The 20,784-nt window shown below is 60.0% G+C and carries 19 protein-coding genes and 1 pseudogene; 17 read left to right on the top strand and 3 right to left on the bottom strand.

Annotation, left to right across the window (positions count from 1 at the left end; translation table 11 throughout):
- Positions 1-14: 14 nt before the first annotated feature.
- The 3 genes from mnmE (at position 15) to VC352_RS13240 (ending at position 2,914) form a co-directional block, all read left to right on the top strand.
- Positions 15-1,382 (top strand): tRNA uridine-5-carboxymethylaminomethyl(34) synthesis GTPase MnmE, encoded by a 1,368-nt coding sequence (gene mnmE / locus VC352_RS13230; protein WP_322980020.1) that lies wholly within the window; start codon positions 15-17, stop codon positions 1,380-1,382.
- 75 nt (positions 1,383-1,457) lie between these two features.
- Positions 1,458-2,450, top strand: coding sequence for a restriction endonuclease (locus VC352_RS13235; RefSeq protein ID WP_322980021.1), 993 nt, complete (start codon positions 1,458-1,460; stop codon positions 2,448-2,450).
- A 281-nt stretch (positions 2,451-2,731) separates the two neighbouring features.
- Positions 2,732-2,914, top strand: coding sequence for a type I restriction-modification system subunit M N-terminal domain-containing protein (locus VC352_RS13240; protein ID WP_416340170.1), 183 nt, complete (start codon positions 2,732-2,734; stop codon positions 2,912-2,914).
- Between the two features lie 166 nt (positions 2,915-3,080).
- Here VC352_RS13240 and VC352_RS25440 read toward each other — a convergent pair whose 3' ends face one another.
- Together VC352_RS25440 and VC352_RS25445 are read right to left on the bottom strand one after the other, a co-directional pair.
- Complete coding sequence (locus tag VC352_RS25440; RefSeq protein WP_416340178.1) at positions 3,081-3,836, bottom strand: methyl-accepting chemotaxis protein; 756 nt, start codon at positions 3,834-3,836, stop codon at positions 3,081-3,083.
- Positions 3,837-3,938: 102 nt separating this feature from the next.
- Positions 3,939-5,195 (bottom strand): annotated as a pseudogene (locus VC352_RS25445) (HAMP domain-containing protein); the annotation flags it as partial.
- A 605-nt stretch (positions 5,196-5,800) separates the two neighbouring features.
- Between VC352_RS25445 and VC352_RS13250 the strand changes: the two are divergent.
- The 13 genes from VC352_RS13250 to VC352_RS13310 all read left to right on the top strand — a co-directional run bounded on the left by VC352_RS13250 (position 5,801) and on the right by VC352_RS13310 (position 17,707).
- Positions 5,801-6,493 (top strand): dienelactone hydrolase family protein, encoded by a 693-nt coding sequence (locus VC352_RS13250; protein WP_322980023.1) that lies wholly within the window; start codon positions 5,801-5,803, stop codon positions 6,491-6,493.
- The gene (locus VC352_RS13255) at positions 6,490-7,398 is read left to right on the top strand and encodes a DMT family transporter (protein WP_322980024.1); all 909 of its coding nucleotides are present in this window, start codon (positions 6,490-6,492) and stop codon (positions 7,396-7,398) included. The genes VC352_RS13250 and VC352_RS13255 overlap by 4 nt, the downstream gene beginning before the upstream one ends.
- Positions 7,399-7,411: 13 nt before the next feature.
- Entirely contained in the window at positions 7,412-7,771 is a 360-nt protein-coding gene (locus VC352_RS13260) for a CidA/LrgA family protein (RefSeq protein WP_322980025.1), read from the top strand.
- Positions 7,768-8,484: an LrgB family protein gene (locus VC352_RS13265; RefSeq protein ID WP_322980026.1), complete on the top strand. Its 717-nt coding sequence runs from the start codon at positions 7,768-7,770 to the stop codon at positions 8,482-8,484. Before VC352_RS13260 ends, VC352_RS13265 begins: the two co-directional genes overlap by 4 nt.
- A gap of 160 nt (positions 8,485-8,644) precedes the next feature.
- Complete coding sequence (locus VC352_RS13270) at positions 8,645-10,300, top strand: choline dehydrogenase (protein ID WP_322980027.1); 1,656 nt, start codon at positions 8,645-8,647, stop codon at positions 10,298-10,300.
- 71 nt (positions 10,301-10,371) lie between these two features.
- Positions 10,372-11,352 (top strand): MFS transporter, encoded by a 981-nt coding sequence (locus VC352_RS13275; protein WP_322980028.1) that lies wholly within the window; start codon positions 10,372-10,374, stop codon positions 11,350-11,352.
- An 82-nt stretch (positions 11,353-11,434) separates the two neighbouring features.
- Positions 11,435-11,959 (top strand): cupin domain-containing protein, encoded by a 525-nt coding sequence (locus VC352_RS13280; RefSeq protein WP_322980029.1) that lies wholly within the window; start codon positions 11,435-11,437, stop codon positions 11,957-11,959.
- A 12-nt stretch (positions 11,960-11,971) separates the two neighbouring features.
- Positions 11,972-12,739 carry an alpha/beta hydrolase gene (locus VC352_RS13285; RefSeq protein WP_322980030.1) on the top strand — a complete coding sequence of 256 codons (768 nt, stop codon included), beginning with the start codon at positions 11,972-11,974 and terminating at the stop codon, positions 12,737-12,739.
- Positions 12,736-13,548, top strand: a complete 813-nt coding sequence (locus VC352_RS13290; protein ID WP_322980031.1) for an aspartate dehydrogenase — start codon at positions 12,736-12,738, stop codon at positions 13,546-13,548. The genes VC352_RS13285 and VC352_RS13290 overlap by 4 nt, the downstream gene beginning before the upstream one ends.
- A gap of 11 nt (positions 13,549-13,559) precedes the next feature.
- Positions 13,560-14,312, top strand: coding sequence for an SDR family oxidoreductase (locus VC352_RS13295; RefSeq protein ID WP_322980032.1), 753 nt, complete (start codon positions 13,560-13,562; stop codon positions 14,310-14,312).
- A 6-nt stretch (positions 14,313-14,318) separates the two neighbouring features.
- Positions 14,319-14,873, top strand: a complete 555-nt coding sequence (locus tag VC352_RS13300; RefSeq protein WP_322980033.1) for an NIPSNAP family protein — start codon at positions 14,319-14,321, stop codon at positions 14,871-14,873.
- Between the two features lie 55 nt (positions 14,874-14,928).
- Positions 14,929-15,459 carry an amino acid permease gene (locus VC352_RS13305; RefSeq protein WP_322980124.1) on the top strand — a complete coding sequence of 177 codons (531 nt, stop codon included), beginning with the start codon at positions 14,929-14,931 and terminating at the stop codon, positions 15,457-15,459.
- A gap of 877 nt (positions 15,460-16,336) precedes the next feature.
- Positions 16,337-17,707, top strand: a complete 1,371-nt coding sequence (locus tag VC352_RS13310; RefSeq protein WP_322980034.1) for a purine-cytosine permease family protein — start codon at positions 16,337-16,339, stop codon at positions 17,705-17,707.
- A gap of 63 nt (positions 17,708-17,770) precedes the next feature.
- Here the strand turns inward: VC352_RS13310 and VC352_RS13315 are convergent, their stop codons facing one another.
- Positions 17,771-18,820 (bottom strand): LacI family DNA-binding transcriptional regulator, encoded by a 1,050-nt coding sequence (locus VC352_RS13315; protein ID WP_322980035.1) that lies wholly within the window; start codon positions 18,818-18,820, stop codon positions 17,771-17,773.
- Positions 18,821-19,253: 433 nt separating this feature from the next.
- On the opposite strand from VC352_RS13315, the gene VC352_RS13320 reads away from it, so the two are divergent.
- Complete coding sequence (locus tag VC352_RS13320; RefSeq protein WP_322980036.1) at positions 19,254-20,738, top strand: aldehyde dehydrogenase family protein; 1,485 nt, start codon at positions 19,254-19,256, stop codon at positions 20,736-20,738.
- Positions 20,739-20,784 lie beyond the last annotated feature (46 nt).

Raw genomic sequence — 20,784 nt, forward strand, 5'->3', positions numbered from 1 at the left:
TCGAGTAAACCGCCATGAACCAAGCCAGAGACACCATCGCCGCCGTCGCCACCGCTCAGGGTCGGGGTGGCGTGGGCATCGTGCGGGTGTCCGGCCCACTGGCGGGACAACTGGCTCAGGCCATCTGTCGCCGTGAACTCAAGCCGCGTTTCGCCCATCACGGGCCGTTCTACGCCGATCAGAAACTGACCCTGGACGAAGGCCTGGCCATCTACTTTCCAGGCCCGAACTCCTTCACCGGCGAAGATGTGCTGGAGCTGCAGGGCCATGGCGGCCCTGTGGTGCTCGACCTGCTGCTGCGTCGCTGCCTGGAGTTGGGTGCGCGCCTGGCCCGCCCAGGCGAGTTCAGCGAGCGTGCGTTTCTCAACGACAAGCTCGACCTGGCCCAGGCTGAAGCCATTGCCGACCTGATCGAGGCCAGCTCCGAACAGGCCGCGCGCAATGCCCTGCGCTCGCTGCAGGGAGAATTCTCCAGACGCGTGCATGCGCTGACCGAATCGCTGATCCAGTTGCGCATTTACGTCGAAGCCGCCATCGACTTCCCCGAGGAAGAGATCGACTTTCTCGCCGATGGCCACGTACTCAACCAGCTCGACAGCGTGCGCGTCGACTTATCCACAGTGCTGCGCGAAGCGGGACAAGGCGCCTTGCTGCGCGATGGCATGACCGTGGTCATCGCCGGTCGCCCCAACGCCGGCAAGTCCAGCCTGCTCAATGCACTGGCCGGGCGTGAAGCGGCCATCGTCACCGACATCGCCGGCACTACCCGCGACGTACTACGCGAACATATCCACATCGATGGCATGCCCCTGCATGTGGTCGACACCGCTGGCCTGCGCGACACCGACGACCAGGTCGAGCGCATTGGTGTAGAGCGTGCGCTTAAGGCCATCGGCGAAGCCGACCGCGTGCTGCTGGTGGTGGACTCCACCGCGCCGGAAGCCGTCGATCCCTTCGCGCTATGGCCTGAGTTTCTCGAACAGCGCCCCGACCCAGCGCGGGTCACCCTGATCCGCAACAAGGCCGACCTGTCCGGTGAGGCGGTAGCGCTGGAAACCAGCGCCGATGGCCACGTTACCCTCAGCCTTTCGGCCAAATCTGCAGAAGGCCTGGAGCTGCTGCGCGAACACCTGAAAGCCTGCATGGGTTATCAACAGACCGCCGAAAGCGGCTTCAGCGCCCGCCGCCGCCATCTGGAGGCGTTGCACCAGGCCGAGCAATACCTCGAACACGGCCGCAACCAGCTCACCCTGATGGGGGCCGGCGAACTGCTCGCCGAGGATCTGCGCATGGCCCAGCAAGCCCTGGGCGAAATTACCGGCGCGTTCAGCTCCGATGATCTGCTCGGGCGCATCTTCTCCAGCTTCTGCATTGGCAAGTGAAACTTGATGCAGCCGCGCACTCCCGTAAAGTTGAGCGCCTGATTCCCCTCTGAATGTGAAATCTGCGAGGTTCCTGTGACACGGATGTGGATGGTACGCGGTGAAGGCGGCAGCCTGTATGAAGCCTTCCGCGAGCACGGCGTCGCCGCTATCGGCTGGAGCCAGCTGGCTGAACAGGCCAAGCCTGGCGTTAGCCGCAAACAGTTGATTGCTTTGTACCAATCCATGGATCCCCAGGCTAAACAAGGCCGGGTGATCTCTGGCGCCTCCCAGGTCTGGCGTTTCGTCAATGAAATACAGCCGGGTAACTGGATCATCACTTACTCGCCCGCCAACCGCCTGTACGCCGTCGGCAAGGTAACAGGCCCTGCCGAATATCAACCGCAAACGGCCGAACAAGGCATGGCGCTGGTACGCAAGGTGCAATGGCAAACGCAGGAACTGGCGCGTGACAGCCTCGGTACGACCACCAAGAACAGCCTCGGCTCGACTCTGACCTTGTTCGAAGTGCCTGCAAAGGCGGTCGCCGACGTACTGGCAGTACTCAAGGGTAAACCGGCAGAGCCAATGGAAGATGACAGTGAAGAAGCGGCCGCCGACCCGCTAGCCGATATCGAAGAACGCGCACGCGAACAGATCAAAGACCTGATCATCAAGCTCGACGACAAGGAAATGCAGGAGCTGGTGGCCGGCATCCTCCGCGCCATGGGCTACAAGACTCAGGTATCGCCCGATGGCCCGGATCGCGGCAAAGATATCGTCGCCTCTCCCGATGGTTTCGGCTTCGAGCACCCACGCATCGTCGTCGAGGTCAAACACCGCAGCGGAAAGATGGGCAGCCAGCAAATCCGCAGCTTCCTCGGTGGCCGGCACAAGGATGACCGCGGCCTCTACGTCAGTACCGGCGGTTTCAGCAAGGACGCCCAGTACGAAGCCGACCGCGCCTCGATCCCCCTGGCCTTATGGACACTCGAACATGTGGTGCGCGCCCTGATCGAGCACTACGACGCTACCGACGCCGAAACCAAACGTCTCGTGCCGCTCAAGCGCCTCTACTGGCCTGCTTGAGCCTAAGGAACTGTACCGTGAACAGCACCGAACAACAGACCGAACGCTTTCTGGCCATCCTCGCCTCGCTTGGCGGCAACGCAGACAACCAGCGCCTGCAGGAAGCCCTCGGCTAGCAAGACAACACCTACCAGCGCATCAAACAGCACCTGCTAGAAGAGGGCCGCATCCGCACGGGCCGTGGCCGGGGCAGTTCGGTCGCCCTGAGTGAAGCCACGCCCAAATCCAGCGCACCGGCCAAAGCCGCGGCACCGCAGAGCACAGAAGCCAAAACCGCACCGTTGGCGGAACTGGACTACGCCGACAATCTGTGGAAAACCGCCGACAAGCTACGCGGCAACATGGAGCCCAGCGATTACAAGCACGTTGCCCTGAACCTGATCTTCCTCAAGTACATCTCCGACGTCTTCGAGACGCGTCTGTTAAGAAGTAACCTCAAAGCAGTCCCAAAAATAAATATTTGAAAACTGGTCTGTCCCAGGCTGACAGGGCAATTCTGCCGAAGGCATGGGGAAGCTACTTTTTCAACAGAATCGGCCGTTCTCTGCCGGTCGGGACCGGCAGAATTTGCTCAAAATCGGTGATGGAGGGAGCTGGATATCGTCAGCCTCCATTAGCAGCTCTCAGCGACTAGGCCTTGAAGCCGCTCATCATGCGCTGCTGCTGATCCGCCAGATCGTTGAGCGCTTCGCTAACTACCGCGGACTCCTGAGCTCGGGCAGTAAGAGACTCCGTCATGTTGCGAATCGAGGCGACATTCCGGCTCACTTCCTCGCAGACTGCGCTTTGTTCCTCTGCGGCGCTTGCAACCTGCAGGTTCATTTCGTTGATGATCTCGATGCCGTTGTTCACGTGTCGCAGCGAATTCGACGCTTCCTCGATGCCGGAGACTGAGATTTTTGCCTTCTGGAAGCTGATTTGCATGGCGCGTACAACTTGGGAAGTGGCGTGCTGTTGCGCTTCGATGACTCTCTGGATTTGCAGCACCGAGTCCTGGGTGCGACTGGCGAGTTGCCGGACTTCATCGGCTACCACTGCGAAGCCCCGACCTGACTCACCAGCGCGAGCTGCTTCAATGGCCGCATTGAGCGCCAGCAGGTTCGTTTGCTCGGCTACCGAGCGAATGACTTCGAGCACTTGACCGATCTGCTCGCTATTGGCGGCAAGAGTCTCGACCTGGCCTTTGCCATGGTTGATTTCCTCAGACAGAGAGCGAATAGAGCCCGCTGCAGTATCTATGACCCTGCGACAGGCACTAGCGGCTTCGTCGGCGCTCCTGGAGGCATCCGCCGCTTGGGCCGTGTTGCGTGCCACATCATGGGCTGTTGCGCTCATCTCCTGGGCTGCAGTGGCAACCTGATCCACCTCTTGGAACTGCCGCTGCATGCTGTCACGCGAAGTAACAGCGATGCCTGCTGCCTGCTTAGCCTGGGCACGGGTAGTATCGACCGCGGCACGGACATCGGCGATGACTGGCTGCAGTTTGTCGAGGAATCGGTCGAACCAGGATGTCAGGATTCCCAGTTCGTCTTTGCGCTGGTAGTTCAGGCGGCGGGTAAGGTCACCATCGCCACTGGCGATGTCTTCAAGTCGTTTCGCGACCGACAGGATCGGCCGGGCGATGCTATTGGCCAGGAGCATCATCAACAGCAGTCCGAAGATTACGGCACCGGTGCCCAGCAGCAGTTGCCGGACGACGGCCTCCTGGCCCTTGGCGGTCAACTCATCACGCAGTTGCAAGGCAGATTTGAGGATCACGGGGGAGGGCGCTTCGATCAATACGCCCCAGGGCATAGCGCCGGTCAGCGGTGTGAAAGGAACGAACACGGCTGTTATTCCGTCCCGTTCGACGCTGCTCGGCTTGCCGCTGGCCAGGCCTTCGCTGACGATGGGGGCGAACGTGGCATCCACCTTTGCCATGGATTTGCCCAATGCTCCGGGGGCACGGCTCCGGGCTGCGACGACGCCGTCTGGACTGATGAAGCTCAGCACGGCCAGGCCGTCATAGAGGGTGTTGGCCGCTTCATCTGCTGACTTTTGGAGGCTGCTCAATGTGAGGTCTGCGCTCACCACGCCAAGCACCCGGTCGTGCTCGATCAACGGGTACGACACCGTGGTCATCAGCGTATCCACGCCATTCAGGCGGTAGCTGTACGGATTGATAAGGCAGGTTTTGCGGCTCTGGTGCGGGCAGACGAACCAGGCATTCGACGACGCCTGGGTATCCAGCAGGTCTTTTTCCGGAATGGTGAAACTCTCCGCAGGTGAAACGTAGGCGGCGAAGCGGCCGGTATCGTTGCCGAATGGTTGGCCTGAGCCGGCGAAACTGGCATCGGCGCCATCGAGTTGGCCCGGGTCGAAGGCCAGCGCTGTACCGAGCGTCTCGGGGTGCGCTGCGACTTGCTCCTGCAGTGTGCGATAGAGGTAGTTTCGCTTCGTCTGTGCAGACGTTGCTCCTTGTTGCTGTTCCGCCTTGAGAGAAAGCAATTGCTGGGCATAAGTCGCGAGATATGCCTGGGCCTCTGCTAGCTGCAGGCTGATGGATTTGCCTTGGCTGGCTCCTATTTCTCCCATGTGCGCCAAGGCGGCTTCACGCATCGCCTGGCTGATCAGTTCGTAGCTGTGTTCGGTAAGCGAGTGCGAGTTACTGACGGCATAACCCACCAGACCTGCGACCACGCTCAGCAGGCAAGCGCCGGAGACGAGCAACGTCTTGCTGCGAAGAGACAGGCTCAGGGCATTCATGATGATTTCTCTGTGCGTGGATCAGGTGCAGGCGAACAACAGCGCATGCGCTCTTGCTCGTCCTGAATGATCAGGGGTTCAACTGATGGCTGGGTGGGCGGGGATTCGGCTCCGATCCAGGCACGGAGCCAGTTCTAGGCGTGCCCGGCTTTGCTCGGCGGCAGGATCTGCCATGACAGATGCGGATAGTGTGCAGGCTTCTGCCGGAATTCGCTGCAGCCCATGGCCGATCCAGCGAATGAGCCTGTGCAGGGACGCTCTCGAGGTGGGTCTTTTCATCGTTCGATCTCCTCACTAACAAAAGGGGCGGCAGTCGTGGCTAGACGAAGATGAAGCATTTGTAATCGTTTACCAACAATTACAACCAGTCAGCGCGAAAGTCAATTGGCCGTCTAGTGATGCTGTGACCCCGATAATGCTCGAATTTGAACAAACGGGTAGCAAAGGCAGGCTCCACAGGAATGCTTGACAGTGCATTGGTTTTTTGGGAGATTAGCGCAGAGCTTTGTAAACGTTTACATTACTTGTTCGTTCGCTCACCTCATTCCCGCCCCACACTGGCGGGTTTTTTATTCTGCGGTTGCGCGCTGGGGCGGAGGTTGGCGATGGGGCTCTGGGTTGGCATCTCGAAGGAAGACTCGAAGGTTTTCTCGGGGTATCTGGCGATGCCTCCCAAGGGCTTCGGCCCGGGCCTGTTGCTTCTCCAGGAAATCTGGGGCGTGAACGGACACATCCGTGATCTCGCGGAGCAATACGCGGCAGACGGTTATGTGGTTCTTGCGCCTGACATGTTCTGGCGACAGAAGACGAGGGTGGAGCTGCCCTATGACGAGGCTGGCACTGCTCGAGCGTATGAGCATCTGCGTGCGCTGGATTTCGCTCAGGCAGGCGCCGACCTAGAGGCGTCCATTGCGTTCCTGTCCGGTTTGCCTTTCGTCGATGGCGGTATAGCCGCGCTGGGCTATTGCTTAGGCGGTCGCCTGGCGTTTCTTGCCGCCAGCTCCGGGAAGATCCGGGCTGCGGTTTCCTATTACGGTAGCGGCCTAGGCCAGCACGCGACCCAACTGCGGTCGCTGAAGTGCCCGATGTTATTCCACTTCGCAGAGCAGGATCACCTAATCCCTGTGCCTGAGGCCATGGAATGGCTAGCGTTGATTCCGCGGCAGACTCCGGTCGAGCACTTTGTCTATGCCGGACGAGAACATGGCTTCAACTGCCCTTACCGACCTCCCTATGGGCAAGGTGACGCGGCATTGGCCAAAGGCAGAACCCTGCAATTCCTGGCGCAGCACCTATGAGCGCCGAGGGCAATGCTGCGGCGGTGCGGCTTGGCGAGTCTGAGATGCCGTTGAGTAGTCGGCGCGATGAGCTAGCAGCCATCGCTTGCGTTCTGGTGGCCGTTCTCTTCATGGCGGGACACGATGCGCTGGCCAAGCGACTTTCCGCTGAATACTCGGTGGTGATGGTCGTCTGGTTCCGCTACCTGGTGCACTTCTCGGTCATGGCGGTGGGCGTGCTACCCATAGCTGGGCATCGCGCCTTCATCTCGCCAGTACTGCCATTGCACTTCGCTCGGGGGCTCTGCCTCGTGGGCCTTAGCCTTTGCTTCATCTTCGGCTTGCGCTTCATTCCGCTGGGCGAGGCGACCGCAGTGAACTTCCTGTCACCGCTGTTCGTCCTGGCGCTCTGCGCGGTGTTCTTTGGCGAGAGGATCCGGCCATTGCAATGGGGCGCTGTTCTTCTGGGGCTGCTGGGTGTACTTATCATAGTGCGACCGGGCGGCGGGTTGTTCACGCCGGCGATTCTGTTGCCGATAGGCTCGGCAGCGCTGCTCAGCGTCTATCAACTGCTGACGCGAATCACCGGGCGCACTGATGCCCCGGCCATTTCTAATCTCATGGTCGGGCTCAGTGGCCTGGTGTTTTCCTCGTTGCTGGTGCCGTTCTTCTGGTCTAGCCCGCGCATCGAGGATCTGTACTGGGTCGTCGGCATGGGCATCCTGGGGGCCTTGGCCCACATTCTGTTCGCCCATGCGTACCGCAAGACAAGCCCTGCTTTCCTAGCGCCTTTCAGTTACACGCAGATCCTGTTCGCTGCGGCATTGGGCTACCTGTTCTACCGCCATATGCCCGATGGATTGGCTGTCCTGGGGATGATCATGATCGGCGCGGGTGGCTTGATCACGCTGTTCAGATTCAAGTAGTTCGGAGGTTCGAATGTCGCTGCTATGGGGGATCGCCTGGCTGGTGGTCTTTCAGATCTTGGGCACGATGGTGAGTGCGGCCCTGGTTCCGTTCACACCCGGGCCCATCGTCGGCCTGGTGCTGATGCTGCTGATGCTGGCGGGCAGGAGGAAGGTCGCGCCGGCTCTCGAAGAGGCCGCTGGCAGCCTGCTCAAGCTCATGCCCTTGCTGCTGGTGCCTGCGGCAGTGGGTGTCATGGCTTATTTCAGTGTCATCGAGCAGGAGCTGTGGCGTCTGATCGGTACGCTGGTGCTGTCGCTACTGCCATCGATGATTTTCGCCGGTTGGCTCATGCAGTTCCTGGTGCGGCGCAAGGAGCGACAGCAGAAATGACTCTGATACAAACGCTCCAGTCGGGCTTTTATCACCCGCTGTTCGGAGTGGGGCTGACCCTAGTCGCCTTCCGCCTGGCGCTGAAACTCAGCCAGCGCACTGGGCTCGTCTTCCTACAGCCCGTCCTGGTTTCGGCGGCACTCATCGTCGCGGTGCTCAGCCTACTGGGCATCGATTATGGCGAGTACCGCCAATCGACGACGATTATCTCGGTGCTGCTGGGGCCTGCGACTGTCGCACTGTCCGTTCCGCTCTACCAGAATCTGAGGCGTATCCGGCAACTGTTCTGGCCGATCCTGCTGACACTGATCCTCGCCGGAAGCTTCACAACCGGCCTTGCGATGGTTCTGGGGCACCTGTTCGGTATCGATCATGCGTTTCTGATGACCTTGGCGCCGAAGTCGGTGACCTCGCCCATAGCCATGCTGGTCGCTGACCAGATTGGCGGTGTCGCGGCGCTGGCTGCAGTGTTCGTGCTGATTACCGGAATTCTTGGTGCAGTCGTGGGTCCTCCGTTGCTGAAAGCCCTGAACGTGACCCACCCGGCTGCCGTAGGGATGGCTCTCGGGCTCACCGCCCACGCGGTGGGTACTGCAAGGGCCCTGGAGGAGGGGCGTGAGCATGGAGCATTCGCCGCCCTGGCAATGAGCTTGATGGGTATTGCTACGGCGATCTTGCTGCCGCTGGTGTTTGCCTTGTTCCCACGGCTTTGACGTTATCCGGAGGATGCCTCCTGAGCACCGCCATCACCTCGGTTTTCCGGTGACGAGCGGTCTGAAGGTTTTCTTGCAAAGTTTAATGTAATCGATTACAAAGAGATCAACGGCTTCAGGCTGGCTCTCGCCCAACAACAATTTTCTCGGGAGAACAAACGTGCGTGATATCTACGGTCGGGCTGCACTGAAAGCCTACGATTATGTGGTGGTGGGATCGGGCTCCGCAGGCAGTGTGATGGCGGCCCGCCTGGCGGAAGAGAAGGGCGTCAAGGTACTGCTGCTCGAGGCAGGCCCCTCCGACCAGAGTCTCTATATCCGCATGCCGGCGGCGCTGGGCTTCCCGCTGATGAACGACAAGTTCAACTGGTACCTGCATTCCGAGCCTGAAGCCGGCCTGCGCGACCGCAAGATCTACGAGGCCCGAGGTCGGGTCCTGGGCGGTTCGTCGTCGATCAATGGCATGAACTGGGTACGTGGCAATCCCTGGGACTACGACAACTGGGGTGCCTTGGGCCTGGAGGGCTGGAGCTACGCCGAGTGCCTGCCGTACTTCCGCAAGGCCGAAACCTTCGACAAAGGGGAGAGCGCCTACCGCGGTGGCGACGGCCCCATGAAGATCCAGACCTGCAAGGCCGAGAACCCGCTTTACCACGCATTCCTAGAAGCCGGGGTGCAAGCCGGACACAAGCACGTCGACGACCACAACGCCTATCGCCAGGAAGGTGTGCATATTACCCAGCGCAACATCCATAACGGTATTCGCTGGAGCACTTCCCAGGCATACCTGCACGCCAATAACGACCGTGAGCGTCTGCATGTGTGCGATCGTGCTCAGGTCACTCGCATCGAGTTTTCCGGCAAACGCGCGGTTCGTGTACATTTGCTGGCCGCCGGCGAACCGCAGGTCATCGAGATCGGCCGCGAGATCATCCTCTGCGCCGGCGCCATCCACTCGCCGCATCTGCTGATGCTTTCCGGGGTGGGCGAGGCCAAGCACCTCGAGCAGTTCGGCATCAAGGTGGCCGCAGACCTGCCGGGCGTCGGCAAGGGCATGAAGGATCATATCGCCGCGCCGGTGCAGTACCGCGCGACCCAGAATGTGTCGATCGCCAAGGACCTGACCCTGCTCGGCAAGGCCAAGCTCGGCCTGCTCTGGCAGCTGTTCAAGAAGGGCATGGGTGCGACCAACTTCTTCGAGGTTGGGGCCTTCATACGTACTGATGAGTCGATCAAGGTGCCGAACGTTCAGTTCGAGTTCATCCCGATGCTCGGCGAGTTCCAGCACGGCAGCGTCAAGTTGGAAAACGGCTTCCAGTACTTCTTCAGCCTAATGCGTCCGACCAGCACCGGCTCGGTCTGGTTGGGCAGCGCCAACCCGTTGGAGGCGCCGAAGTTCAACTTCAACTTCCTCTCCACCGAGGAAGACCGCGCCGAGGCCATCGCGGCGGTAAAAGCGATCCGTCATGTCGTCTCGCAGGCGGCCTGGGATCCCTACCGTGGCGAAGAAGTGACTCCAGGTGCAGCCACCCAGAGCGACGCCGAGATCCTGGCGATGCTACGTCAACTGGCTGGAACCAACTACCACCCATGCTGCTCGCTGCGCATGGGGAACGATGACCAGAGCGTGGTGAACGCCTGGGGCCAGGTACACGAGCTCGACAACGTGCGTGTAGTCGACGCCTCGATCATGCCGGAGATCGTCAGCGGCAACCTCAACGCGCCGGTGATCATGATGGCCGAGAAGATCGCCGATCACGTGCGCGGGCGCCCGCAGCTCCAACGCGTGGATGCCGACTACTACAAGGTCGCCTGAATCAGGTCCTGTGTTCGGGCACTGGAAGCTGCGCCTGTAACCGCTACAAGAACAAGATCGAGTATGCAGTGATGAGCAACGAGAACTCGAAAAACCTGGGTGAGGCGCGTGCAGCCACTTCGGCCATGTTCTTCGTCAACGGCATGGTGCTGGCGATCTGGGCCACCAATATTCCAGGCATGAAAGAGGCGCTGGCGCTCTCCGATCAACAGCTGGGGATGGCGCTCAGTGCATTCGCTGCGGGCACCATGCTCACGCTATTCCTAGTGGGAGGCCTGGTCACTCGCTTGGGTAGCCGCACTACCTTGCTCTTGGGCGGTGTCTTGCAGGCCTGTGTGTTGCCGTTATCGGCGTTGGCAACTACCTCGCTGCAGTACAGCGTCGCAGTATTCCTGCTTGGCGTGGCCAACAGCGTGTTCGACGTGGCGATGAACACCTATGGTTCCATCATCGAGGGGCGTCGGGAAAAGCCCCTGATGTCGTCCTTCCATGCCGTGTTCAGCATCGGCGGCCTGGTGGGAGCCTCGGCTGTAGCCACGCTGCTAGCCGACCGCCTGGGGCCTGTCCACTGTCTTTCGTTCGCCTCGGCAATGGTAGCGCTGACTTCGCTGATGGCGAGCCGTTGGCTGGGCAAGCTCGGGCCCGCGGTGAGAGATGCCGAAGGGCAGGGGGTCGCCTTCGCCATGCCAAACCTGGCCCTGCTCGCCATAGCCGGCTTGACGTTCCTGGCCCTGTTCATCGAGCGGACGGTCATCGACTGGAGCTCCCTGTATCTCACCGATGTCACCGGAGCATCGGCCAGCTTCGCGGCCTTCGCCTTTGGTGCGTTCAGCCTGGCTATGGCGGTTGGGCGCCTGACCGGTGATCCTCTGGTGCGCCGTTTCGGCCAATCGGCGGTGCTCTCCGGGTCGGGTGCCTTGGGTGCGGTCGGGCTGAAGCTCGCGATGCTGTTGCCGATGTTCGCCTTCGTGGTTCTGATGATCTGTACCCGGCGCGCAAGCGAGGGGATCGAACAACAAGAAATTGAGAAATTCGTGCCTGTGCAGCTGTAAGGGGAGCTCTATCTCCTTGTTTTTCTGCTCGAAATGAAAACGTTTACGAGTAAAACCAGTCCCATTTCATGAGGTGACAGCAATGACCGACTCGAACAATGCCCTGAAAGCCCCTGAAGACAAGGGCGTCGTCTACTACTTCAACCGCGATACCGAGGTCAGCTATTGGCAGCCCAAGCCCGCCAATGGCCACGTCTCCGTGTGCGTATCGCCGAGCCTTACCAAGATGGAGCGCGATCTCTCCATGGGCACCCAGACCCTACCGCCAGGCGGCCGCGTTCGCGAGCATGCCCACCCGGCCAACGAGGAGATCCTGCATTTCATCTCCGGCAAGGGCAAAGCGATCATCGACGGTGAAGAGTACGCCCTCGAGCCAGGCGTCACGGTCTTCCTGGGCAAGCACAACTCCCACACTTTCATCAACGACGGCGAAGTCGACCTGCACTGGGTCTGGTTCATGACCCCTAGCGGCCTGGAGAACTTCTTCCGCGATATCGGTCGTCCGCGCAAGAACGGCGAGCCGGCCCCGGAGCCTTTCGAACGCCCTACCAACATTGAGCAGATCGAAGGCAAGGAGAACGGTGTGTTCTCCTACACCAAGAACTGAGAGAGCGCGGCAATGGCAAACGAAGTCTTCGCGCTGGATCAGGGCACGGGTGAGGCCGTGCTGCTGATATCCGGACTCGGCGGACAGGCTACCTTCTGGCAGCCCACCGTCGCCGAGCTGAGCAGCCGGTATCGCGTCATCACCTTCGATCATCCGGGAATCGGTGGCAGTGCGCTGTCCGAACTGCCGACCATTCCGGGCATCGTCGCAGCGATCCTGCGCCTGCTGGACGAGCGCGACCTGGAGCAGGTTCATGTGGTCGGACATTCCACGGGATCCCTGGTCGCCCAGAGCCTCGCGCTCGACCATCCGGAGCGGGTGAAGAGCATCGTGCTGAGCAGCGGCTGGGCAAAGCCGGACAAGCGTTTCGAGGACTTCTTCGCCTACCGCAAACTTCTGCTCGACCGTTTGGGTGGAGCGGCCTACACGGCGCTGACCCGCCTGGTGGCCTACCCATCCGAATGGTATGGCGAGCACTTCGCCGTCGCCGAAGCACTGGACTTCGAGGCACCCTCGTCGGTCGACGTGAAGATGGTCTCCGCACGTATCGACATGCTGCTGGGCTACAACCGCAAGGCGGAGCTCGCCAACGTCCGGCGTCCGACCTTCGTGATCGGCGCCGCCGACGACTACGTCATTCCTTACCACCACGCCCAGGAGCTCGCCAGCCTCATTCCCAGCGCGACGCTTTGGGAACTCAGTGGTGGTCATTTCACACCTGTCACGCGAACCGCCGAGTTCGCATCGCTGCTGCGTAACTTCTGGGAGACACAAGCATGAGCACTCAACCCATTTCCCGTGTCGGCATCATTGGCCTGGGCGCCATTGGCAAGCGGGTACTTGATGCCCTGCAGCATGATCACCTGCCCGCAGCGGCCTATGCGGCCATCGATCATGTGGTGCATACAGAAGCGTTCGTGAGTGAACACCATCTGGAGGTGTTCAACGACGTCCAGCACCTGATCGCCTGGAAGCCCGACCTCGTCGTCGAGTGCGCCGGTCACTCGGCCGTGGTGGAAACCGTTCCGACTCTGCTGCGTGCTGGCATCGACGTGGTGATCGCCTCCATCGGTGCGCTCGCCGACAAGTCCATCAAAGATGCGTTGGATGCAGCGGCCCATGCCGGGAACGCGCATTTGATCCTCGTTTCTGGCGCAATCGGTGGCCTGGACGCACTGCGCTCGGCTCGCTCCGCCGGTCTCGACAAGGTGGTCTACGTTGGCCGCAAGCCTCCGCGTGCCTGGGCCGGCTCGCCGGCGGAAGAGGAGTTCGATCTGGCGGCAATCAGCCAGCCGACCACCATTTTCCGCGGCACAGCGGCTGAGGCGTCCATTCGTTTTCCGAAGAACGCCAACGTCACTGCGGCAGTGGCACTTTCCGGTGTCGGCTTCGAAGCGACCCAGGTCGAACTGGTCGCCGATCCCGGCGTGGATCGCAACGTTCACGAGGTGCAGGCTGTCGGCTCCTTCGGCGACCTGAGCATTCGTCTGGCCAATAACCCGCTGCCCGACAACCCCCGTACTTCCTGGCTGGCCGCCCTGAGCATCGAAGAGGCCGTCAGCAAGCAACTGCAATCCCTGGTTTTCTGAGGAACCCACACATGAAACTGCAGAACAAGGTCGCACTCATCACCGGCGCCGGCGCCGGCATCGGCGAAGCCACCGCCATCCTTTTCGCCGAGCAGGGCGCCAAGGTGGTTCTGGCCGACCGCAACTACGCGCAAGCCGCCGCTGTTGCTGAACGCATCGGCAACAACGCCTTCGCGCTGGAAGTGGACGTAGCCAAGGCCGAGCAAGTCAAGGCGATGGTCGAGAAGACCGTGGAGCACTTCGGCGGCCTCGATATCCTGGTCAATAACGCCGGCTTCGGCTGCCTGGGCACCGTCGTGACCCTCGAGGAAGATGCCTGGGACAGCGTCATCGACGTGAACCTCAAGGGCGTGTACCTGTGCTCGAAGTACGCCCTGCCCGAACTGGTTAAGCGTGGTGGCGGCTCGGTGGTGAACCTGGCCTCGACCATTTCCGTGGTCGGCATCAAGGATCGCGCCGCATATGTCGCCGCTAAAGGTGGTGTTGCTGCATTGACCCGTGCCATGGCACTGGACCATTCGGCCGAGGGCATCCGCGTGAACAGCGTGGCGCCGGGCGTGATCAACTCCAGCTACTACGACAAGATGTTCCAGCAGGTGCCGGACCCGGAAGCCTTCCGCAAGGCCCTGGAGGCCCGTTCGCCGCTAAACAAGATGGGTGACCCGATTGACATCGCCAACATGATCCTGTTCCTCGCCTCGGACGACTCGAAGTTCGCCACCGGTGCCATGTTCACCGTCGACGGCGGCTATACCGCCTGGTGATCCGCCATGATCCATGAACTGCGCGAGTATCGACTCCTGCCCGAAAAGTGGCCCGTGTACTTTGACCTTTTCCAACGGGTCTGCATGCCACTGCGGGGCAACGAGTACGGTCGGTTGCGGGGCACCTGGCTGGAGCAGGACAGCCGCCAGGTGCGCTTCTTTCATCTGTGGGAATACGAGTCGCTGGATGCTCGCGCCCGCCTGCGGGTGGCGCTGGCGGAAAAGCCAGGCTGGCGCGAGGACTTCCTCGCCCATGCCGCGCCGCAGATCCACCGCCAGCACTTGCGGATACTCAATCCGCAGCGCATAGCGGAAGAACTGATGACAGGGGAGGGTGACCTCCATCTGGTGCGCTATGGCTGTGATGTAGGGCGAGCCAATGCAGTGCGTGGCGAGCTGGAGGATATTTGCAGTGCCGAGACGTCGCTCTGGACAATGGAGTTTCCCGACCCCAACCAGGTTCTGACGCTTTCCGCCTCTGCCGAGATCGAGTTCTCCGAAGAGGCAAGACGAAGTGTGCAATCGATCGAGGTAATACGCCTCAGGCCGTTAGCCTTCTGAAATACTGCCAGATAAAGAACGCCGAAGGTAATCCTTCGGCGTTTTTGCTTCCGACATTCTCGGGCATTGGCTTGGTGTTTCTTCGATACTTGTGGGTTTCGGCCTGATCGTCGGTCTTACCTGCACCAACATACTCAGCGTGAAGAGCTTCGGAGTGCTGGAGTATTGGTTCTCGCTGGTCAAGGTGGTGACCATCCTGACCTTCATCGCGCTGGGCGCCTTCACCATTTTCGGCGTGTTGCCCATTAGTTTGGTTTCCGGCGTGCGGCATTTGTGGAACAACGGTGGTTTTGCGCCGACAGGTATCCCGAGTATCCCCTCGGCGCTGGTTCTGGCGCTGTTCAGCTTTACCAGCATGGAGATCGTGACCATCGCCGCAGCCGAGTCGGAAGTTCCGCGCCGCAACATTCGCAAGGCGATTCGCTCGATCGTATGGCGCATGCTGATCTTTTACTTCGGGTCGAGCTTCGTGATCGTCAGCCTGGTCTCGTCGATCCTCACTAGCGCCCTGGTTCTCGTGGACGTCTGGCTGCAGTATCGCGACCGTGGAGCCAGCTCGCTTTCCCTGACATCCGTGGCGGAGTGATAGTCAGCAAACTCGTTTGCTCCAAATGAACCTGCAGGTCGCGTTTTGCGCGGCCTGCAAGTCGGTAGTTCAGCGGGGTGCGGTACGTGCGACAAAGGAGCTCTCAAAGTGAGGGCTCCTGAGGTCAAATGGCGCGCCGGATAAGGTCTGCCGCTTTCACGCCGATCATGATAGCCATCGCGTTGGTATTGCTGGAGCAAAGGTTGGGGCGATCGAGTTCATCAAGTGGCGATAGCGTCTGGGCAAACGCTTGGCGCAGCGCAAAGCCGTCTTGCGAATGGCATCGGGATCGTCGTGAATCCGTGCACAAAGCATTACGGCCAGTACGGCATCTATCAAGCTCATTCGACGACCCTCGTAGCTGAGCATGCAATGATAACGTTTACATTTTTTACAGCACCATGTTGGCCGTCGGCACCTATTTTCGTCATTTTTTGATGCTCCCCGATGGGGCGTTTTCCTCCCGAACGCACCATCTAGAAACGTACTTTCGTAACGCATCCATTAGCGAGTGTTACTTAATTAAACGGGCTGGAGGGCTCGAAACTACTCGCTCTCTTTGAATTGTCCGGCTTTGGTCATCGCCAATTCGCGATCTTGCTGGTCTGCGCTTAAGGTCTTTATGGAAGATGTCGGTGCTTGGGGAGATGGCATGGAATCTGCCTGTAAACCTTTACATAGAAAATACTACCCATTGGGTAGCAACCTCGGGGTTGGAGAGGATGGCCTGCCCGAGGGGTGTTGGATTCTGTGTAGTTTATCGCCATGAAATGTAAAGGATTACATTCCTGGACTAATAAAGGGCAGCCCGGTATAGGGCTATATGAGAACAAGAGCGGGACTCGCGCCTACGTGCACCGCTGAAGCGAGGTTAGTGATGGATATTGAGAAGAGAAGCATTGAGTTCGTACCGCACTCCGAGCGCTACGGACACCCCAAACGGCTCTTCACGATCTGGTTCAGCGCGAATATGCAAGTGACCACTCTGGTGGTCGGTACCTTGGGCATCGTGGCCGGGCTGAACCTCGCCTGGACTTGCCTTGCCCTGATCCTGGGCTGTGCCATTGGCACCATATTCATGGCGGCGCACTCTTCCCAGGGACCTCACCTGGGGATCCCCCAGATGATTCAGAGCCGTGCGCAGTTCGGCGTCCTCGGTGCGGGCTTCCCGCTGCTGATCAACTACCTGGCTTTCGTGTTGTTCACTGCGGCCAACGGTGTGGTGATGCGGGACTCCATCAAGGCATTCCTAGATGTCGACGATAACACGGCAATCATCCTCTTCGGTGCCATTTCCTTCGTGGTGGGTTTCATCGGCTACGAGCTGATTCACCGCTTCGGCGCCATAATGTCGGCGCTGTCGGGCATCCTCTTCCTGGTAGTTGCTGTCCTGGCGCTGCAAAAGCCGCTGCCCATCGGGGCAATCGAAATGACCGACACATTCAAGGCCACCGCCTTCGCGATGACCGTGATGCAGGCAGCTTCCTGGACCCTTGGATTCGGCCCCTATGTAGCGGACTACTCGCGCTACCTGCCGGCGAATATCTCGAGCAAGCAAACCTTCTGGTATAGCTACATCGGCAACTTGCTGGGCGCTGGCCTGGTCATGCTACTGGGAGCTCTGCTGGCGACTCTGCTCAAGGACGTGACCAATGATCCAGGCAGCGCCATCGGCAGCTTCTTCGGCCCGTGGTCGAAAATAGCGATGATAGTGGTGGTGCTGGGCGTCATCGAGATCAACTCGCTGAATCTCTATAGCGCCTACATGTCGGGCATGACTATCTTCACTGGCATGCGCGGGATGACCCGGATCAGCCGAAGCACAAAGTTCATCGCCATGGCGCTGACGGCCATCGCGGCAACCTGGATCGCGGTGAAGACGCAGTACAACTTCTTCTCCTACTTCTCCGACATCCTGATCGCACAGGTCTACTTCCTGGTGCCGTGGAGCGCGATCAACCTGGCCGACTTCTACCTGGTGCGCAAGGGCAAGTACGTAGTTGACGACATGTACAACGTCGATGGTCAGTACAGTAAGTACAACTTCTCGACTATGGCCATCTACCTGCTGGGCGTGCTGTCGACCGTACCCTTCATGGACATGTCCTTCTACCACAGCTACTTCGCCCAGATCATCGGCTCGGATCAGAGCTGGATCCCGGCCTTGCTCGTCCCGGCAACGCTCTACTACTGCTGGAACCGCAAGCGTTTTTTGGCACCGGTAGCACGAGTTCAGGCCGCAGCCTAAAGTAACGAGGCGAGAAAAAAACGACCCGCATAAGTGGGTCGTTTTTTATGTTCGGGAAAGCGCTCAGGTGGAGTGAGTGGATTGGCGAATGATGAGTTCGGTTCCGAGAAGGACAGGCTTGATGTCCGAGCCATTGCGGAGGTGAGCGATCATCGACTCGGCACTCAGTTGCCCCATCTCTTCGGCGGGGATTGCCAGGGTAGTGAGCGGCGGATCTAGGTACTCGGCAAATTCAAGGTTGTCGTATCCCACCACTGAGAGCTTCGATGGCACATCGATGCCAAGTCTTTTGCAGGCCGACAACACGCCAAAGGCGATCACATCGCTGTTACAGATCACGGCAGTAACTTCAGGCTGCGCCATGAAGATACGGCGCATGGTCTTGTCGCCGAACTCAATGCTGTAGCCTTCGGTGCTTTCGTAGATGACGTGGCTGGCTTCGCCGTTGAGCGGCTTGAGGCTGTCTTCGAAGGCCCTGACCCTCGCCTGTTGGCGATCATTGCCCTGGATCGGCCCGGTGAGCATGGCCATATGGCGATGCCCCAGGCCGATTAGGTACTGAATCAGTTGCTGGGTGGCCTTGTAGTTGTCGAAGCCGATGAAGGGAAATGCACGATCCTCCAGATAGGAGTAGGTGCAGATCACCGGCATGTTGTACTCCTTCAGGTAGGCCTCGAGCTCCTCGTCGGCGATTTCACCTACCACCAGCAGGCCTTCGGCTCCGCGTTCGACGAGCAGACGCACCTTGTCGTAGATGGAGCTGGAGTCGAAGCCGCAGGAAAGCACGTGCACGACATAGCCATACTGGGCCAGCCACGCCTGGAAGCTGTTGACCATCGTGGCGTAGATGGCGTGGTCGAGTGTCGGGATGACGGCGCCGATAACATTGGTCTTGCGTGAACGCAGGGCCTTGGCCGCGGAGTTCGGCGTGTAGCCCATCTTCTGTGCCACCTCCAGCACCTTGGCGCGAACGTCGTCGCGTACGTGGTGGGGCAGGTTGAAACTGCGCGATACGGTCGCAACGGACACGCCCGCAGCCTTGGCTACGTCGATAACGTTTACGCGCTTGGGTGTTTGCTTGGGCGTTCTGACCACTACGACCTCGGTGAGCATCCTGGCTCGGACGCTGTAGCCGTCAGAGCGGTGAAGAAGGGGAAAGGCTGCCTGGAGCAGCGCCTTTTCGGAATCAAGTATTAGCCATACGCCCGCAAATAGGCATGGTTTCTGGCTTCAAGCCTAAGGTTCGACCATCAATTTCTCAAGCTTGGCGCTCCGGCAGGGCGACGCGGGCCATCGGAGGCGCTAGCGATCACGCCGTCTGTTTGGCTCCGTGCGTGGTTTCAGGGAGAGCCTTGAAGAAAAAACTGTAAACGATTACATAACTATGCATAATCCATTCATTCGAATCGGCAAGGTCTCGACTCGACAAGGTGCTGACTGCGCGGAAGCCTAATGGTCGGCATGGTGATGAAGAGGCTTGACACCCGAAACGATAACCTTAAATTGTAAACGTATACATTAACAAGTCCAACAGCAGGTCCTTCCCATGATTCGAATATACAAACACTGGATCAACGGCGCCGAGCAGACCCCAGCCAATGAGCAGTTCATTTCGCGCAAGTCTCCGGCTCATGGCGGACTGCTGGCGGAGTTCGCCTTTGGTAACGAGCAAGATGTGGATCGCGCGGTGGCCGTCGCCCACGACCTGCATGTGGCAGGCAGTTGGTCGAACGTGCCGGCATCCGAACGTGCAAAGCTGCTGAACAAATGGGCAGACCTGATCGAGCGTGACGCCGACCGCCTGGCGGAGATCGAAGCGGAAGAGGTCGGCAAACCCATCGTCTATGCCAAAGGTGAAGTCCTCTGGTCAGCGGAACTGACCCGTTTCGCTGCCTCCCTCGCGTGGCAGATTCCTGGTGAAGCGCACTCCCACGTCGGTGAAAACCGCCTGGGCCTGGTGACTCGCGAAGCTCGCGGCGTGGTGGGGCTGATCGTGCCGTGGAACTTCCCCATGGTGTGCCTGTTCCAGAAGCTACCCTACGCCATTGCCGCGGGCTGCCCGGTGGTGATCAAGCCTTCCGAGCTGACCTCGGGCACCGCGCTGGAGGTGGCTCGCCTAGCGGCTGAAGCCGGCCTGCCCAATGGCCTGATCAACGTGGTCACCGGCAAGGGCTCGGTCGTGGGTGAGCGCCTGACGCGTCACCCGAATGTCTCCATGGTTTCCTTCACCGGGTCCACGCGCGTCGGCAAGCAGATTGCAGCTGCCGCCTCGCAAGATCTCACACGCGTGGCCCTCGAACTCGGTGGCAAGGCTGCCAACGTGGTGTTCGCCGATGCTGACCTGGATGCCGCGCTGGATGGCGTGCTGTTCGGCGTCATCCTCAACCAGGGCGAAGAATGCGTCGCTGGCACCCGTCTGCTCATCGAGGAATCGGTTGCCGACGAATTCGTGGCTCGCCTGGTGGAGCGATCCAAGAAGGTCGTCGTGGGGCTGCCGATGGAAGCCAAGACTCAGATTGGCGCGCTCATTCACGAAGATCACCTCAACAGTGTCCTGAACTACATCCGCATCGGTCAAGAGGAGGGGGCCACCCTCGTCTACGGCGGCAAGCGCCTGACCGAAGGGGAGCTGGCCAATGGTTACTTCGTGGGCCCAACCATCTTCTGCAATGTGAAGCCGGAACACCGCATCTTCCGCGAGGAGATCTTCGCCCCCGTGCTGGCAGTGACCACCTTTAAGACGCTGGACGAAGCGGTCGCACTGGCCAACGACACCGACTACGGCCTGGGCAACGGTGTCTGGAGCAAGGACCTGGATAAGGCGCTTGGCGTGGCCAAGCGCCTGCAGAGCGGCACCGTGTTCGTGAATACCTATCTGGAAACCTCGGTGCAAATGCCGTTCGGTGGTTACAAGCAGAGTGGCTACGGCCGTGAAAATGGCGTTGATGGCCTGCTGGAGTTCATGGAGGTGAAGTCGACCTTCATTCGCATGGGCGAGCGCACGCCGGTGCTGCCCAACACCGTAGACTGAGGTCCGGACGACGCCGCTCCGGCGGCGTCACTTCCAGTGCCCTGTG

The organism is Pseudomonas sp. C11, assembly GCF_034683865.1.
Classification (GTDB): domain Bacteria; phylum Pseudomonadota; class Gammaproteobacteria; order Pseudomonadales; family Pseudomonadaceae; genus Aquipseudomonas.

Bases quoted from the DNA above. Each gene is read 5' to 3' on its own strand.
- mnmE (WP_322980020.1), top strand. From the start codon at position 15: ATGAACCAAGCCAGAGACACCATCGCCGCCGTCGCCACCGCTCAGGGT.
- VC352_RS25440 (WP_416340178.1), bottom strand. From the start codon at position 3,836: ATGCAGCGGCAGTTCCAAGAGGTGGATCAGGTTGCCACTGCAGCCCAG.
- VC352_RS13250 (WP_322980023.1), top strand. From the start codon at position 5,801: ATGGGGCTCTGGGTTGGCATCTCGAAGGAAGACTCGAAGGTTTTCTCG.
- VC352_RS13255 (WP_322980024.1), top strand. From the start codon at position 6,490: ATGAGCGCCGAGGGCAATGCTGCGGCGGTGCGGCTTGGCGAGTCTGAG.
- VC352_RS13260 (WP_322980025.1), top strand. From the start codon at position 7,412: ATGTCGCTGCTATGGGGGATCGCCTGGCTGGTGGTCTTTCAGATCTTG.
- VC352_RS13265 (WP_322980026.1), top strand. From the start codon at position 7,768: ATGACTCTGATACAAACGCTCCAGTCGGGCTTTTATCACCCGCTGTTC.
- VC352_RS13275 (WP_322980028.1), top strand. From the start codon at position 10,372: ATGAGCAACGAGAACTCGAAAAACCTGGGTGAGGCGCGTGCAGCCACT.
- VC352_RS13280 (WP_322980029.1), top strand. From the start codon at position 11,435: ATGACCGACTCGAACAATGCCCTGAAAGCCCCTGAAGACAAGGGCGTC.
- VC352_RS13285 (WP_322980030.1), top strand. From the start codon at position 11,972: ATGGCAAACGAAGTCTTCGCGCTGGATCAGGGCACGGGTGAGGCCGTG.
- VC352_RS13290 (WP_322980031.1), top strand. From the start codon at position 12,736: ATGAGCACTCAACCCATTTCCCGTGTCGGCATCATTGGCCTGGGCGCC.
- VC352_RS13295 (WP_322980032.1), top strand. From the start codon at position 13,560: ATGAAACTGCAGAACAAGGTCGCACTCATCACCGGCGCCGGCGCCGGC.
- VC352_RS13300 (WP_322980033.1), top strand. From the start codon at position 14,319: ATGATCCATGAACTGCGCGAGTATCGACTCCTGCCCGAAAAGTGGCCC.
- VC352_RS13310 (WP_322980034.1), top strand. From the start codon at position 16,337: ATGGATATTGAGAAGAGAAGCATTGAGTTCGTACCGCACTCCGAGCGC.
- VC352_RS13315 (WP_322980035.1), bottom strand. From the start codon at position 18,820: ATGCTCACCGAGGTCGTAGTGGTCAGAACGCCCAAGCAAACACCCAAG.
- VC352_RS13320 (WP_322980036.1), top strand. From the start codon at position 19,254: ATGATTCGAATATACAAACACTGGATCAACGGCGCCGAGCAGACCCCA.